The 16,976-nt window shown below is 54.1% G+C and carries 13 protein-coding genes; 5 read left to right on the top strand and 8 right to left on the bottom strand.

The genetic code is table 11. The features are described 5' to 3' along the window. Positions 1–6: 6 nt before the first annotated feature. On the bottom strand, positions 7–1,377 hold the full coding sequence (gene rlmD, locus LC431_RS18380; protein WP_223510151.1) for a 23S rRNA (uracil(1939)-C(5))-methyltransferase RlmD: 1,371 nt from the start codon (positions 1,375–1,377) through the stop codon (positions 7–9). A 63-nt stretch (positions 1,378–1,440) separates the two neighbouring features. On the opposite strand from rlmD, the gene barA reads away from it, so the two are divergent. Next, the gene (gene barA / locus LC431_RS18385) at positions 1,441–4,191 is read left to right on the top strand and encodes a two-component sensor histidine kinase BarA (RefSeq protein WP_013573990.1); all 2,751 of its coding nucleotides are present in this window, start codon (positions 1,441–1,443) and stop codon (positions 4,189–4,191) included. Positions 4,192–4,238: 47 nt separating this feature from the next. Here the strand turns inward: barA and LC431_RS18390 are convergent, their stop codons facing one another. The 5 genes from LC431_RS18390 to LC431_RS18410 form a co-directional block, all read right to left on the bottom strand. Further along, complete coding sequence (locus LC431_RS18390; protein ID WP_013573989.1) at positions 4,239–5,546, bottom strand: amino acid deaminase; 1,308 nt, start codon at positions 5,544–5,546, stop codon at positions 4,239–4,241. A gap of 117 nt (positions 5,547–5,663) precedes the next feature. Next, positions 5,664–6,803 carry a glycerate kinase gene (locus tag LC431_RS18395; RefSeq protein WP_013573988.1) on the bottom strand — a complete coding sequence of 380 codons (1,140 nt, stop codon included), beginning with the start codon at positions 6,801–6,803 and terminating at the stop codon, positions 5,664–5,666. 120 nt (positions 6,804–6,923) lie between these two features. Then, positions 6,924–7,862, bottom strand: coding sequence for a 2-hydroxy-3-oxopropionate reductase (garR, locus tag LC431_RS18400; protein WP_370633890.1), 939 nt, complete (start codon positions 7,860–7,862; stop codon positions 6,924–6,926). Then, on the bottom strand, positions 7,846–8,616 hold the full coding sequence (gene garL, locus LC431_RS18405; protein ID WP_013573986.1) for a 2-dehydro-3-deoxyglucarate aldolase: 771 nt from the start codon (positions 8,614–8,616) through the stop codon (positions 7,846–7,848). Before garL ends, garR begins: the two co-directional genes overlap by 17 nt. A 60-nt stretch (positions 8,617–8,676) precedes the next feature. Beyond that, positions 8,677–10,020 (bottom strand): MFS transporter, encoded by a 1,344-nt coding sequence (locus tag LC431_RS18410; protein WP_015689387.1) that lies wholly within the window; start codon positions 10,018–10,020, stop codon positions 8,677–8,679. Between the two features lie 551 nt (positions 10,021–10,571). Between LC431_RS18410 and garD the strand changes: the two genes are divergently transcribed. Beyond that, positions 10,572–12,143: a galactarate dehydratase gene (gene garD, locus LC431_RS18415; RefSeq protein WP_013573984.1), complete on the top strand. Its 1,572-nt coding sequence runs from the start codon at positions 10,572–10,574 to the stop codon at positions 12,141–12,143. Positions 12,144–12,214: 71 nt separating this feature from the next. Here garD and exbD read toward each other — a convergent pair whose 3' ends face one another. After that, a complete protein-coding gene (gene exbD, locus LC431_RS18420; RefSeq protein ID WP_013573983.1) occupies positions 12,215–12,649 on the bottom strand; it encodes a TonB system transport protein ExbD in 435 nt (144 codons plus the stop codon). A gap of 9 nt (positions 12,650–12,658) precedes the next feature. After that, positions 12,659–13,579: a tol-pal system-associated acyl-CoA thioesterase gene (exbB, locus tag LC431_RS18425; RefSeq protein WP_191996295.1), complete on the bottom strand. Its 921-nt coding sequence runs from the start codon at positions 13,577–13,579 to the stop codon at positions 12,659–12,661. 522 nt (positions 13,580–14,101) lie between these two features. Between exbB and LC431_RS18430 the strand changes: the two genes are divergently transcribed. From LC431_RS18430 to LC431_RS18440, 3 genes are read left to right on the top strand one after another with little or no spacing between them, the layout of a single operon-like run. Further along, entirely contained in the window at positions 14,102–15,079 is a 978-nt protein-coding gene (locus LC431_RS18430) for a TRAP transporter substrate-binding protein (RefSeq protein WP_013573981.1), read from the top strand. Between the two features lie 56 nt (positions 15,080–15,135). After that, on the top strand, positions 15,136–15,648 hold the full coding sequence (locus LC431_RS18435; protein WP_013573980.1) for a TRAP transporter small permease: 513 nt from the start codon (positions 15,136–15,138) through the stop codon (positions 15,646–15,648). A 12-nt stretch (positions 15,649–15,660) separates the two neighbouring features. Next, positions 15,661–16,953 carry a TRAP transporter large permease gene (locus LC431_RS18440; RefSeq protein WP_013573979.1) on the top strand — a complete coding sequence of 431 codons (1,293 nt, stop codon included), beginning with the start codon at positions 15,661–15,663 and terminating at the stop codon, positions 16,951–16,953. Positions 16,954–16,976 lie beyond the last annotated feature (23 nt).

Genomic DNA, 16,976 nt, shown 5'->3' on the forward strand with positions numbered 1-16,976 from the left:
CTCTCCCTACGTTTCTGACACAACACCTGTGTCAGACGGGTTGATAAACAGAGCCATCGATTCAAGGTGACCGGTGTGCGGGAACATATCCAGCATACGCACCCCGGCCAAACGATAACCCGCCTCCAACAAAATTTTACTGTCCCGCGCCAATGTTGTGGGGTTGCATGACACATACACCACACGCGCCGGGGCAAGCTTAACAATATGCGTCATCACGCCAGCAGCGCCACCCCGGGCCGGGTCCAGCAAGATTTTATTGAAACCTTGTGCCGCCCAGGGTTGTTTACTGACATCATCTTCCAGATTCTCATGGAAGAAGGACACATTCTCTAATCCATTATTCCGGGCATTATCTTGCCCATTCGCCACCAGTGTAGCAACACCTTCGACGCCGACAACCTGGTTAGCTCTTTTTGCCAGCGGAAGGGTAAAATTCCCCATCCCGCAGAACAAATCCAGCACGCGATCTTCCGGCGTCAGTTCCAGCCAGTCCAGGGCCTGCGCCACCATTTGCTGGTTAACGGCGTCATTCACCTGAATAAAATCGCGCGGGCCAAATTTCAGATTCAAACCATCAATCTGATAATAAGGGGGTTCGCCGCACAAAGGCTCCAGAGTCTCGCTGTCAGGCGCCAGAAAAATCGTTAACTGATGTTGCGCCGCAAACGCCGTCAGGCGCGTACGATCGGCTTCACTGAGCGGATCAAGATGACGCAGCACCAACAGCGGGCCGTTATCCGCCAGCACCATTTCCAGATGCCCGAGGCGTTTCGCCGCCGATAATGACGACAAACATTCCTGCACCGGCACCAGCAGTTGCTCCAGCTCAGGCCGCAGCACCGGGCAACGGGTAATCGCCACCAGATCGTTGGAGCCTTCCTGACGGAACCCCATCACCAGCGGGCCGCTGACGGCACCGGCTTTACGCCCCGGTTTAACGCCCGCAATTTGCAATCCCAGACGCGCACGACGGCGGTAACCGTATTGCGGACCGGCAATCACTGGCAGCGGATCCGCCAGAATACCGGTTTCGCGGGAAATCAGGCGTAATAACGCCGCTGATTTACTGCGCTGTTGCAGTGCCTCGCTGGCGTGCTGCTGTTGACACCCGCCGCAAGTGGAATAGTGCGGACACAGCGGTTTTACCCGATCGTCGCTGGTGGTCAGCAAACGCTTCAGCTTACCTTTGGCATACTTGCTTTTATCTTCTGTTAAAGTGACTTCTGCCTGTTCGCCGGGCAGTAAACCACTGACAAATACGGCTTTGCCATTGTGGCGTGCCACACCTTGCCCGAAAGTATCAAGGTCGGTGGCGGTCACAGTTATCGTTTGCCGGGTCGTCACGCGACGGTTCGGAGAGTAGAATTGAGCCATTATTGTCGATTACACGCTGGTTTATTAAGCTTACTTTAGCTAATTCTCCCACATTGGAACCTCATGACCAAATATAGCCTTCGCGCACGGATGATGATCCTGATCCTGGCACCGACATTAATGATCGGTTTGCTGCTCAGCACCTTCTTTGTGGTGCACCGCTACAACGAGTTGCAGAACCAGCTGACAGAAGCCGGAGCCAGTATTATCGAGCCTCTGGCAGTCGCAAGCGAATATGGCATGACGTTCCGGGAACGCGAACCGGTGAAACGGCTGATCAGCCGTCTGCACCGTAATCACTCTGATATTGTACGCAGCATCAGTGTGTTTGATGGCGAGAACAAACTGTTTGCCAGTTCGACCAGCCAGCATGACGACAGTCCGTTGCAGGTAAAACGCATCGAAGACATTCCGCGTGAGCTGACGAAAACCCGTTCCGGCGATGTGCTGATCCTGCGCACGCCCATTCAGGCTGAAAACCATACGGAAGCGGATGACGAAACCTTCAGTGCCTCGCCGGACAACCGGCTGGGTTATATCGCCATTGAACTGGATTTACGTTCGGTAAAACTGGCGCAATATCAGGAAGCGTTCGTATCCACCATGCTGTTATTGCTGTGTCTGGGTATCGCCACGCTGTTCGCTTACCGCCTGATGCGCGACGTGACAGGACCGATCCGTAACATGGTGAATACCGTTGACCGCATCCGCCGCGGGCAGCTCGACAGCCGCGTGGAAGGCAACATGCCGGGCGAACTGAGCATGCTAAAAAACGGCATTAACTCGATGGCGATGTCGCTGACGGCCTACCACGAAGAAGTGCAGCAGAATATCGATCAGGCAACGTCAGACCTGCGCGAAACGCTGGAGCAGATGGAAATCCAAAACGTCGAGCTGGATCTGGCGAAGAAACGTGCCCAGGAAGCGGCGCGTATCAAATCTGAATTCCTGGCGAACATGTCCCACGAGCTGCGAACACCGCTCAACGGCGTGATCGGCTTTACCCGCCAGACACTGAAAACACCGCTTTCGCCAACGCAGGCGGACTATCTGCAAACCATTGAGCGCTCCGCGAATCACCTGTTAACCATCATTAATGACGTGCTGGATTTCTCCAAGCTGGAAGCTGGCAAACTGGTGCTCGAGCATATTCCGTTCTCGCTGCGTGAAATGCTCGATGAAGTGGTTATTTTGCTGGCGCACACCGCGCATGATAAAGGTCTGGAACTGACGCTGAACGTCCACAACAACGTGCCGGAAAACGTGCTGGGCGATCCAATGCGCATGCAGCAAGTGGTGACTAACTTGCTGGGAAATGCGATTAAATTTACTGAAACCGGCAACATCGATATCAATGTCGAGCTGCGTTCGCAGAACAATTTGCAGGTGGAACTGGAAGTGCAGATCCACGATACCGGCATCGGGATTTCCGAACGTCAGCAGTCGCAATTGTTCCAGGCTTTCCGTCAGGCTGATGCCAGCATTTCGCGCCGACATGGCGGCACCGGATTAGGGCTGGTGATCACCCAGCGTCTGGTGAAAGAAATGGGCGGAGACATCAGTTTCTACAGCCAGCTGAACCGCGGTTCGACCTTCTGGTTCCACGTCACGCTCGAGCTGAATGAAAACCGTCATATTACGCCGGTTTCCATGAATCATCTTGAAGGCAAACGTCTGGCCTATGTTGAAGCCAATCCGGCGGCGGCGAAAGCCACGATGGAAATCCTGCAGGCCACACCGCTGGATATCACACATCGCACCACGCTGGCTGCGCTTCCTGAGCCATGGTACGACATCATGTTGTGCAGCATTCCGGTCAAACCGGATCAGGTTCTGGCGGACTACGAGGGTAAATTGCAGAAAGTGCTGGGCATGACACAGCACCTTCTGCTGGCGCTGCCGAGTCAGTTCCAGGTGGATGCCGAAGAATTGAAAAGGCGTGGCGTTCAGGCCTGTCTGATTAAACCGATGTCGAGTATCCGCCTGCTGCCGCTGTTGTTACATGAACAACAGGCTTCCGTCAGGGTGATCGGTAACGACGAAGATAAAACCTCGCGTCTGCCGCTGACCGCCATGGCGGTGGATGACAATCCGGCAAACCTCAAACTGATTGGCGCCTTGCTGGAAGAACTGGTGGAAACCACCGTGCTTTGTCACAGCGGTGAAGAAGCCATCGATGTCGCACGTCATACCGATCTGGATATTATTCTGATGGATATTCAGATGCCGGATATCGACGGCATTCGCGCCAGCGAAATCATCCACCAGATGGCGCGCCATGCCAAAACGCCGGTGGTGGCCGTCACCGCGCACTCGCTGAGCGGCGAGCGTGAACAGTTACTGAAACTGGGGATGGACGATTACCTGTCTAAACCCATTGATGAAAGCATGCTGAAAAATGTTCTGTCGCGCCATCATCAGCATCAGACACAGCTGGATTCACCGTTGCAGGCCAGCGAGTCACTCGCGCCGATCAGCACACTCGACTGGCAACTGGCACTGAGTCAGTCAGCCAATAAAGTCGCGCTGGCGCAGGATTTGCTGCAAATGCTGGTGGAGTTTCTGCCGCAGGTGGCAGAACGGGTGGAAGCCGTCACGCGTGGCGAACCGGACGACGATATTCTGGCGCTGATCCACAAGCTTCATGGCAGTTGCAGCTACAGCGGCGTACCGCGTCTGAAACGGCTGTGTTTCTACATTGAACAACAGCTTCGTCAGGGCGTCAGCGTGGAAACGCTGGAACCGGAATGGTTTGAACTGCTTGATGAAATTGACAACGTGAAGCGTGCGGCAGTGGCGTATTTACCGAGGTAGTCATTAAAAAGATTAACGCCCGGCATCGTCCGGGCGTTTTCGTGTCGTCAGAACCAGGTCGTCACCGCGCCGGTCACATCCCACTGTTCATTCACCAGCAACAACTGACGCCATTTGTCGAACGTCAGGCACGGATGGCAGATATCAAATACCAGCATGTCGCCGACTTTCAAATCCGCATCTTCCGGGATCGACATAAACGCATGCTGATCCATCATCGCGAATACTTTCCAGTCGTCAGGCGCGGGCACCACCGTGGTGTATCCGGCCTGTGTGGCGCTGCGCGGACGAAAATGTCCGGCCGCTTTCGGGTATCCGGCATCATAACCGGCATCACGTTTGCCGAACGCAATAATGGCCCTGCCCGGTTCCGGCAACGACTGCACGGCTGCCCAGACCTGCAACGCTGGCTGTAAACTGCTGTTCATTTCACGCGCCACCGGATTGCTGGTTTGCATACGCTCCAGCGCCGCCTGATACGCGCCAACGTCGTGTGTCACGTAACAACCGGAACGCAGAATGATATCCAGCACGTAGCGTTTTTCTGCATCAAGATGGGTTTCTTCCCGCGTCAGTTCCTCGGCAACTACATCGAACCAGGCGGAACCTGCACCGGTCAAAATCACCTGGGGTTCAGCAAATTCTCCGGCCTGCGCCAGCGCTTCGGTACGTGTCATCACGTGACGCAGGAAGCTGCGGATCACCGCTTCATCATTGCTCACGCCTTCATAAAGCTCGACGCCGACCAGCGCCAGTGACTGCGGCCAGCGCTTCACCGCCGCCAGTACGTCGGCTTCCTGTTGTTCGGTGCGAATACCGGTGCGCCCGCCCGTTATGCCGTACTCAAACATCACCCGCAGTTTCTGCCGCTGGCTGGCAAAATAGTGCCCGAGCGCATCGGCGTTCTCAGCAGAATCCACGATGCAGGTAAAATCAAATGCCGGGTCATCACGCAGCAACCCGGCAATGATTGCCATGTTGCCTTTCCCCACCAGCTGATTCGCCATGATCACTTTGCGCACACCGTGCCGGAACGCGGCATTAACCTGCGGTGCCGTTGCCAGCGTGATGCCCCATGCGCCGAATTCCAGCTGCATCTGATACAACTCAGGGCTCATGGTGGTTTTGCCGTGCGGTGCCAGTTTAAGCTGATAACGCTGGATAAATTCACGCATCCAGGAAAGGTTGTGTTCGATTCTCTCTTCGAGCAGCACCGCCACCGGCAGGCTGACGTCTTCACGCAGGATATTCCAGCCCTGTTCACGGATATCGCGCATGCGCGCACCGTCACTCAGCGGCCCCAGCCCTTTCGTTTGCGTATTAACCGGCTGCTGTGAAAAATCGATCTCTGACATACGTGTTTTCTCATTGGCGAATGTCTTTAAAACCTAACGTAAAACCGAGGGAAATAAAATACAAAAACCGGCGCAGGCTGGGCCTGAACACCGGTTTTATATCCTGAGTGCTGTCGGTTAAAGCTTTTGCGATAACTTAATAGTGGCGGCAATATTTCGTGCTGATTTACGCAAGTTGTCTGCGGCGTTTTTCAGGGCATCATCGAGCGTACAAATGCTGTAGAGCACGCTGAAAACAGCATCCAGACCATGGTCGTAAACGACATCAACATCTTTTGTCAGACTGCCGGCAATACCAATCACGGGCTTGTTGTAACGTTTAGCCACCCGTGCCACACCAATTGGCACTTTGCCATTGATGCTCTGACTGTCAATCCGCCCTTCACCGGTAATCACCAGCGTGGCATCTTTCACCAGTTCATCCAACCCCAGCGCATCGGTGACGATCTCAATGCCCTGGCGCAGTTCGGCATGACAGAACCCGTAAAGTGCCGCTCCCATGCCACCAGCAGCACCAGCTCCGGGAACATGCTCAACGTCGATACCCAGATCCTGTTTGATCACCCGGGCGTAATGATGCAGATAGCCGTCGAGCTGTTCGATCATCTCCGGTGTTGCCCCTTTTTGCGGGCCAAAGATGGCAGAAGCTCCGTCCTTGCCGGTCAGTGGATTCGTGACGTCACAGGCCACTTCAAAGCGGCATGTTTTAATTCGCGGATCCAACCCGCTGATATCAATGTGGTGCAGTTTTTCCAGCTCGCCTCCGCCCTGACCAATAGATTTGCCATCTTTGGTCAGCAACTTCGCGCCCAGCGCCTGCATCATGCCAGCGCCACCATCGTTGGTAGCGCTGCCACCAATCCCGATAATGCAGTGTTTTACGCCGTGGCCGAGAGCAGAATGGATCAGTTCACCTGTACCATACGACGTGGTTTTCAGCGGATTACGTTGCGCCGGAGGAACACTTTCCAGCCCGCTGGCCGCCGCCATTTCGATGAAAGCGATTTTCTCATCACCTGAAAGGCCAAAAAACGCTTCAAGCGGGGTGCCCAGTGGTCCGGTGACATTCACCTTCACCACACGCCCACCGGTAGCCGCCACCATGGCCTCTACCGTGCCTTCGCCGCCATCGGCAACCGGCAACTTGACGTACTCTGCCTCGGGGAAAATCTCACGGAACCCACTCTCGATGGCTTTTGCCACATCCAAAGCAGACAAACTTTCTTTGTATGAATCCGGTGCGATCACTATTTTCATAAAGTCATTACCTTCATAAACTGCACGCGCCGATGTGGAAAAGCGTCCTGTCAGTTTTGCATCCTGCCTGAAGGGCCGCGCGCCGGCCGTGTTCATTCAGCGCCGCGCGTCCGCCGCAGACTAACGGGTAACTTCAACCTTCGCTAAGGTTTCATAATAGCGTGCAATAGCGCTATGGTCAGATTGCCCATGACCATCCGCTTTCAATGCCTGCATCATTTCCATGACCAGCGAGGTCAGAGGCAGTTGTGCGCCGACGCTGTGTGAGGTGTCCAGTGCGTTCGCTAAATCTTTGATGTGTAAATCAATACGGAAGCCCGGTTTGAAGTTGCGATCCATCACCATCGGCGCTTTCGCTTCCAGCACGGTACTGCCTGCCAGACCACCACGAATTGCCTGGAAAACCAGATCCGGATCCACGCCCGCTTTGGTTGCCAGCACCAGTGCTTCTGACATCGCCGCAATGTTCAGCGCCACAATCACCTGGTTCGCCAGCTTGGTCACGTTGCCTGCACCAATATCACCGGTATGCACCACCGAACCCGCCATGGATTTCATGATTTCATAGCATTTATCAAACACGGCTTTGTCGCCACCCACCATGACAGACATAGTGCCGTCGATGGCTTTTGGTTCACCACCGGAGACCGGCGCATCGAGCATCGCGATTTGTTTAGTGGCCAGCGCCTCACTGATTTCACGACTTGCCAGCGGCGCGATAGAACTCATGTCGATGAAAATGGTGCCCGGACGAGCGCCTTCAATCAGACCATTTTCGCCCAGCGCCACGTCTCTCACCTGCGGCGAGTTTGGCAGCATGGTGATGATCACATCAGAAACCGCAGCCACCGCTTTTGGTGTGTCTGCGGCTGTCGCGCCGAGTTGGACAATTTCGCCGACGGTATCCTGATTGCGGTCCATAACGACCAGCTCGTAACCTGCTTTCAGCAGGTTTTTGCTCATAGGCTTGCCCATGATGCCTAAACCAATAAAGCCAATTTTCATTCGGGTATCCTCTTTATATTGATGTAATGAGAGCGGATCACTGGGTGAAGCGATCGCACAGCGCCTGTGTGCCTGCACGGAAAACGCCTAAATCACTGCCGACAGCCACGAAGGTCGCGCCCCACTCCAGATAACGGCGCGCATCCGCTTCAACCGGTGCCAGAATACCGCTCGGTTTGCCATGCGCTTTTGCACGCGCAAAAATGTGACGGATAGCGGCCTGCACGTCCGGGTGTCCGGCGTTGCCCAGATGCCCCATGCCTGCGGCCAGATCACTCGGGCCGACGAAAATGCCATCGATGCCATCAACGGCAGCAATCGCGTCCAGATTATCGACGCCCTGCTGGCTTTCGATTTGCACCATCACCGCGATGTTGTCATTGATGCTGTTGAAGTAATCCGGCACGGTGCCGAACATGTTGCTGCGGTGGGAAACGGAAACGCCGCGGATCCCGGCAGGCGGATAACGGGTCGAAGCAACGGCCAGCTCAGCCTGTTCCTGTGTTTCCACAAACGGCACCAGGAAATTGTAGAAACCGATATCCAGCAGACGTTTAATCACCACCGGATCGTTGAATTGCGGACGAACTACCGGCGCGCTGCGGCTGCCTTTCAGCGCCATCAGCTGCGGCACAAAAGTGCTAACATCGTTTGGCGCGTGTTCGCCGTCGAGCAGCAGCCAGTCAAAACCTGCGAGGCCAAGCACTTCGGTTGAGATCGGGCTGGATAATGCTGACCAACAGCCAATCAGGGTTTTCCCTTGCAATAAGTCCTGGCGGAACCGGTTTGGAATCATTTGATTACTCATATCTGACCTCATAAAAGGGGGCAGAGCCGGGATGCCCGGATTACCCCGCATCGCAATTTACTATTTCTTAAGTTCCAGACGTTTGATATCGCCGACCACCAGCAGATAGCAAAGCATCGCCATCAGTGCTGAACAGCCCACAAAAATTAATGCCATATTGAAAGAATGCAGACCTTTCACGATGTAGCCGATCACCAGCGGCGTCACGATGGAGGCCACGTTACCGAACACGTTGAAGATGCCGCCGCACAGACCGATGACTTCTTTTGGCGCAGTATCCGCAATCACTGGCCAGCCGAGCGCTCCGAAGCCTTTACCGAAGAACGCCAGCGCCATCAGGGTGACGACCAGTACGTTATTGTCTGTGTAGTTACACAAAATGATGCTGGTGGCTAATAACATGCCCAGCACGATAGGAATTTTACGCGCCACGGTCAGCGAGTAGCCGCGTCTGATCAGAAAATCTGAGAACACGCCACCCAGCACACCGCCCGCAAAACCACACAGCGCAGGAATTGCGGCAATCATCCCCACTTTAAGAATAGACATGCCCTTTTCCTGAACCAGATAAATCGGGAACCAGGTCAGGAAGAACCACGTAATACTGTTAATGAAATACTGTCCGAAGAAGATCCCAAGCATCATGCGGCTGCTCAGCATCTGACGAACGTAGCTCCATTTCGGGCCACTTTTCGCGCTGTCCGTTTTCTTGTGGTCGATATCAACAACGGCACCGCCGTCTGTCAGATACTCCAGCTCACTTTTAGAAATATGTGGATGTTCCGGCGGGTTGTGAATGAATTTGATCCACACCAGCGTCAGGACAAAACCCAGCACGCCCATCACGATGAAAACATGTTCCCAGCCCCAGGCATAAGTCAGCCAGCCCAGCAAAGGCGAAAACAGTGCCAGTGAGAAATACTGTGCGGAGTTAAAAATCGCGGAAGCCGTGCCGCGTTCAGTGGTCGGGAACCAGGCAGCCACAATACGGGCGTTCGCCGGGAACGATGGAGCTTCGGAGAAACCGAGCATGAAACGCAACATGAACAGCGTCAGTGCGCCGTACGCCAGCGGGAACCAGCCCACAAAACCCTGCAACAGGGTGAACAGCGACCAGAAGAACAGGCTGTAGGTGTACACTTTTTTGGAGCCAAATCTGTCCAGCAGCCAGCCGCCGGGCAATTGCATAATCAGATAAGCCCAGCCGAACGCGGCAAAGATTTGTCCCATGTCGGCAGCATCCAGGCCCAGCTCACGCGCGACCTCGGTTCCCGCGATAGAGAGCGTGGCGCGGTCAGCGTAATTCACCGCCGTGATTAAAAAGATAATCAGCAAAATATAGTAACGGATATGGGTCCGTACCTTACTTTGCGCGATTGTCCCGGACTGAGATTGAATGTTCATGGTGACCCTCATTGTCATAATGCGAAAATTTTTCAGGGAGCTCACCGTTATTGAAATAACGTTTTTCGTTCACCTGTGGTTATTCGCCGTACAGCGTCTTAATTCGAAACAGGCAATAAACACTTTATTTATGATCGCCTGAAATTTACCTGTATTACTTTCAACGTCACCTTCAGAGGGCCAATACAGTATAAAAAGGAGGCCACGAAATAACACTGTGCATTCGCCCAAGAATAGCCCCGTTGATTGTGACTATTCTTTTGCATCCACACATCGGTGTGGGAGGAGAATCACAGATTGTGCGGAACCGATAACCGCTCAAATCAAAGGGTGATTTACATCACATTTATTCTGTCACCTGCCACACAGAATGACGTTCATCGGGCAAAAAGCTGGTCAGTTGCACAATGAGGTTGCCGGAAGACTGCCTTATAATGGATGCCATACCCTGTATTACCAGAGCATGTTTACAAGAACATTATTGAGCGTCAACTTCAGATAATTTACCGGAATTTTTTGTTCCGGGATGTTTAATAAACGCGGAGACAGTTATGTCACGTAATAAAGATAAAGAACACGCTACCGAAGCGCTTTTTATTAAAGTTCATGAAAGCGATAACGTGGCGATTATTGTGAATGACAACGGCTTAAAAGCCGGCACCCGATTTGCGAACGGTCTGGAATTAATTGAGCATATTCCGCAAGGCCATAAAGTGGCGTTAGAACCCATTGCTAAAGGCGGCGATATTATTCGTTACGGAGAAGTCATTGGTTATGCCGTACGGGATATCGCGCAGGGCAGCTGGATTGATGAATCCCTGGTGGAATTACCGGTCGCCCCTGAACTTTACAGCCTGCCGCTGGCCACCCGTGTGCCACCCGCGCTGCCACCACTCGAAGGCTATACCTTTGAAGGCTACCGCAATGCCGACGGCAGCGTCGGCACCAAAAATCTGCTGGGAATCACCACCAGTGTGCACTGCGTGGCGGGCGTAGTGGATTACGTAGTGAAAATCATTGAACGTGATTTGCTGCCGAAATTCCCCAACGTCGACGGTGTCGTGGCACTGAATCATTTGTACGGTTGCGGTGTGGCGATTAACGCCCCTGCGGCCATTATCCCGATCCGTACCATCCACAATCTGGCGCTGAACCCGAACTTTGGCGGCGAAGTCATGGTGGTCGGTCTGGGCTGTGAGAAGCTGCAACCCGAGCGCCTGCTGGAAGGCACGCCGGATGTGCAGGCGATTTCACTCGATGACACGCACATTGTGCGTTTGCAGGATGAGCAACATGTCGGTTTCCAGTCGATGGTTGACGATATCCTGACGGTCGCACAATTTCATCTGGAACGCCTGAACCGCCGCCAGCGCGAAACCTGTCCGGCTTCCGATCTGGTTGTGGGCACACAATGCGGCGGCAGTGATGCCTTCTCCGGTGTCACCGCCAACCCGGCAGTCGGTTACGCTTCGGATTTGCTGGTGCGCTGCGGTGCAACAGTGATGTTTTCAGAAGTCACAGAAGTGCGCGACGCTATCCATCTGCTGACACCGCGTGCAGCGGACGTCGACGTGGGTAAACGTCTGCTGGAAGAAATGGCCTGGTACGATAATTATCTGTCGCTGGGTCAGACCGACCGCAGCGCCAACCCGTCTCCGGGCAACAAAAAAGGCGGTCTGGCTAACGTGGTTGAAAAAGCCCTGGGTTCGATTGCTAAATCCGGTACCAGTGCGATTTCAGAAGTGTTGTCTCCGGGACAACGTCCGACCAAAAAAGGCCTGATTTACGCCGCCACACCTGCCAGCGATTTTGTCTGCGGGACACAGCAACTGGCTTCCGGTATTACCGTTCAGGTATTCACCACCGGACGCGGTACGCCATACGGCCTGCTTGCCGTGCCGGTGATTAAAATGGCAACACGTACCACGCTGGCAAACCGCTGGCACGATCTGATGGATATCAATGCCGGGACAATTGCGACCGGTGATGCCACCATCGAGGATGTGGGCTGGGAACTGTTCCATTTCATTCTGGACATCGCCAGCGGTCGCAAGAAAACCTGGTCAGACACCTGGGGCATCCATAATGCGCTGGCGGTGTTTAACCCGGCGCCGGTGACCTGAGTTACCGTTTTGCAGATAAACGAAAGGCCAGCAATGCTGGCCTTTTTTGTGCGTCTGATTTGATTCACAACTTACTGCGCCGCAGCGGCACCGGTTTGTTCTGCACCCACCAGCCCGACTTTCAGGTAACCGGCTTTACGCAAGTTATCCATCACGCTCATCAGCGTTTCGTAATCGACACTTTTGTCCGCGCGGAAGAAAATCGTACTCTGCTTGTTACCCTGAGTACGCTGATCCAGCATCGCGGTCATATTATCGCTGTTCACGGGCGTGTCGCCGAGGAACAGTTGCTTGTCAGCTTTCACCGACAGGAAAATCGGTTTCTCCGGACGCGGCTGCTGTTTTGCCGTCGAAGCCGGTAAATCCACCCGCACATCTACGGTGGCCAGCGGTGCCGCCACCATGAAGATGATCAGCAATACCAGCATGACGTCGATAAAAGGCGTGACGTTGATGTCATGCATTTCACCACTTTCGTCGATATCGTCGTTTAACCGAATAGCCATAATCTGTTCTTACCCTACGCGTAACTGACCTGTCTGACCGCGTGGCGCATTGCCTTCGCTGGCAGCCAGATCCAAATCACGGCCCTGTAACAGGATAATCTGCGCCGCCACATCGCCTACCTGATGACGGTAAGAGGTGATGGTACGGGCGAAAATATTGTAGATGACCACCGCAGGGATAGCCGCAACCAGACCCACAGCCGTGGCCAGTAAGGCTTCGGCGATACCCGGTGCGACGACCGCCAGATTGGTAGTCTGCGTCTGTGCGATACCGATGAAGCTGTTCATGATGCCCCATACGGTACCGAACAGGCCGACGAAGGGAGAGATTGCTCCGATGGTCGCCAGAATACCGTTGCCACGGCCCATGTAACGACCCGCGGCGCTGACGCGGCGCTCAAGGCGAAAACCGGTACGCTCTTTAATGCCGTTGTTGTCAGTCGATCCGGCAGACAGTTCCAGCTCGTTCTGCGCATCGCGGATCATCTGCGCGCTGATGCTGCTGGCAGCGAAACTTTCAGCCTGCTCGGCGGCTTCGTCCAGCGTACGAACGGAGGACAACGCATCAAATTCACGGCGCATACGGCGTTTGCCCGTGAAGACTTCCGCACCCTTGCTGAATAACAATGCCCAGGTGACCACAGAAGCCAGCAGCAGACCGATCATGACGGTCTTCACCACCACATCAGCGTGATGGTACATGCCCATAACAGACAAATCGGTTGGGATCACGGGTGCCGTCTCTGCTGGCGCGGGTTGCATCACCGGAGCTGGCGTTGCGTCACCGGTCGCCGGTGCGTCAGCCGTTGCAGGTTGAGTTGCTGCAGAATTGACGGCTTGTCCCGCCGGCGTCGCAGGTGCAGCCATCGCGTTGCCGCTCAGACCAGCAACCAACATTAACGACATCAGTAATGAGGTCGCCTCTTTCATCTTATTGCGAGCCGTTTTCACGCGTCGCCTCCAGCCAGAATCAGTGTGTAGAAGGAATGAATAACGCCGAATGATATCAAAGAAAAAGGCCTAATTGATAGTCGTTCTCATTATTATTTACATTGTCCCGCCTGCCGCCCGACGTGTCATTGACAGATGACAAGGTTTTTCCTGTTTGTACAAAGGTTGAACAATTTAACCTCCGTCACACTTTCAAAAAAAATCACACAGTAAATCAATCATCTGAGCTTCATTACTCAAGTTAAAACAACGTTTTAAATATTAAGCAACAGCTTTTTACATTTGTTACGAGTTTGTGATAACGCTCAAATACCGCACAACAAAAAATAGGATAAAGTGCATTCACTGGCGAAGACCTCACACCGGCACGTCATGCATCCCTATCATTTAAAAGCTTATTCAGACATTTTTCAAAATGAACCGGCAACGCCTCTGCGCCCGTCCTGTTCGATACTTGTTCACATTTATCTTTCCCTTACCGAGTACCCTGGAGACAAACTGATGAAAATGCAAAAAGCACTTCTCAGCCTTTGCCTGAGTTCCGCGACCCTCTTATTTACGCATGGCGTGTCAGCACAAACGCTGAAAGCCGCCGACGTGCATCCGCAAGGCTATCCCAACGTGGTCGCCGTCCAGCACATGGGCGAAAAACTGCAAAAGCAAACAGACGGACGCCTCGAAATTAAAACGTTTCCGGGCGGCGTGCTGGGAGATGAAAAGCAGGAAATTGAACAGGCGCAGCTCGGTGCGCTGGATATCATCCGTGTGTCGATGACGCCGGTTGCTTCGATTTTGCCAGAAATTAATGTCTTCACCCTGCCCTATATTTTCCGCGACGAAGACCATATGCACAAAGTGCTCGACGGTCAGATCGGTAAAGAAATCGGCGATAAAATCACCAACAATCCGAATTCGCGACTGGTTTTTCTCGGCTGGATGGATGGCGGGACGCGTAACCTGATCACCAAAAAACCGGTGGTGAAACCGGAAGATTTGCACGGCATGAAAATCCGCGTACAGGGCAGTCCGATTGCGCTGGCAACGCTGAAAGCGATGGGTGCCAATCCGGTGGCGATGGGCGTCAGTGAAGTGTTCAGCGGCATGCAGACCGGCGTCATTGACGGCACCGAAAACAACCCGCCAACCTTTGTCGCCCATAACTACCTGCCGGTAGTGAAAAACTACACCTACAGCCGCCATTTCATCATCCCGGAGCTGTTCCTGTATTCAAAAGTGAAATGGGACAAACTGAAACCGGAAGACCAGCAGTTAATCCTCAAACTGGCGAAAGAAGCACAGGACGAACAGCGCGAACTGTGGAAAGCCTATAACGAGAAAGCCCTCGCCACGATGAAAGCGGGCGGCGTGAAATTCTATGAGATTGACCCCGCGACGTATGTCAAAGCCACGCAATCCGTGCGCGATGAATTCGGCAAAGACCATCAGGATCTGATGCAGCAAATCGCTGACGTGAAGTAAACCCTGACACCGGCAGCCTGCGGGCTGCTTCTTTCTGATCTTTCGCCGGGGGATTTATGGTTTCGAGTTATCACACCCTGATGGACATTCTTTACCGCTGCGCGATGTGGATCGCGGGCATCGCGTTGCTGCTGATGGTGGCGGTGATCCCGGTTGGGATCTTTGCCCGTTACGTGATGAACAGCGCCCTGTCGTGGCCGGAGCCGATCGCGATTATGTGCATGGTGACGTTCACCTTTATCGGAGCCGCTGTCAGTTACCGCGCTGGTTCACACATCGTCGTTGCGATGGTCACTGACCGCCTGCCACCTGCGCTGAAAAAATTTTCTGCCCTGCTGGCTGACCTGATGATGCTGGCCATCAGCGTGTTTATTTTCTGGTACAGCCTGCAATTGTGCAGTGAACTCTGGCAACAGCCGGTGGCGGAATTCCCGCTGCTGACCGCCGGACAGACCTATCTGCCGCTACCTATAGGTTCTGCACTGACGTTGTTATTCATCATTGAGCAGATCATTGCCGGCCCGCAACATCAGCGGCCTGTGGTGATGCTGGGCAATTCTGACGCCTGACCGGAGCCTGTTATGGATGCATTAATCTTGTTGTTAACGCTGGCAGTGATGCTGGCGATTGGCGTGCCGGTCGCTTACGCCGTCGGGCTGAGCGCGCTGGCAGGAGCCTGGTGGATTGACCTGCCGTTTGAAGCGCTGATGATCCAGCTGACCAACGGCGTGAACAAATTTTCACTGCTGGCGATCCCGTTCTTTATTCTGGCAGGCGCGATCATGGCCGAAGGAGGGATCGCCCGCAGGCTGGTCAGTTTTGCCTACATCTTTGTCGGGTTTATCCGCGGCGGGCTGTCGCTGGTGAACATTGTGGCCTCAACCTTTTTTGGCGCGATCTCCGGTTCTTCCGTGGCGGATACCGCCTCAATCGGCTCGGTGATGATCCCGGAAATGGAGAAGAAAGGTTATCCGCGTGACTTTGCGGCGGCAGTCACCGCCAGCGGCTCGGTACAGGCGATCCTGACGCCACCCAGCCACAACTCGGTGATTTACTCGCTGGCGACCGGCGGTACGGTGTCGATTGCCGCGCTGTTCATCGCCGGTATTTTGCCCGGTTTACTGCTCAGCCTGACGCTGATGGTGATGTGCGTGGTGTTTGCTCACAAACGCGGTTACCCGAAAGGTGAGCGCGTGCCGTTCCGCCAGGCGCTGAAGATTTTTATCGACACGCTGTGGGGGCTGATGACCATCGTGATCATCATGGGCGGCATTCTCAGCGGAATATTTACCGCGACGGAATCCGCAGCGATCGCGTGTTTGTGGTCATTCTTCGTCACCATGTTTATCTACCGCGATTACAAGTGGAGCGAACTACCGAAACTGATGTATCGCACGGTGAAAACCGTCAGCATCGTGATGATCCTGATAGGGTTTGCCGCCAGTTTTGGCGCAGTCATGACTTACATGCAGTTGCCGATGCGCATCACCGAATTCTTCACCTCGATCTCTGACAACAAGTACGTGATCCTTATGTGGATCAACATCATGCTGCTGGTGATCGGCACACTGATGGACATGGCGCCGATCATCCTGATCCTGACGCCGGTGCTGTTGCCGGTGGTGTTATCGCTCGGCATCGACCCGGTGCATTTCGGCATGATCATGCTGGTGAATCTGGGGATTGGCCTGATCACCCCGCCGGTCGGCTCGGTGCTGTTTGTGGCCAGCGCGGTGAGTAAACAGAGCATCGAAAAAGTGGTGAAAGCCATGCTGCCGTTCTACTGCGTGCTGTTCGTGGTGCTGATGCTGGTGACCTATATTCCGACCATTTCGCTGTTCCTGCCCAAACTGTTTGGCGTTTATACCGGCTGATGCCCAAAAATCGTTTCTCCCTT

This window comes from Rahnella sp. GSA61A (assembly GCF_019969905.1).
Lineage (GTDB): Bacteria > Pseudomonadota > Gammaproteobacteria > Enterobacterales > Enterobacteriaceae > Rahnella > Rahnella aceris.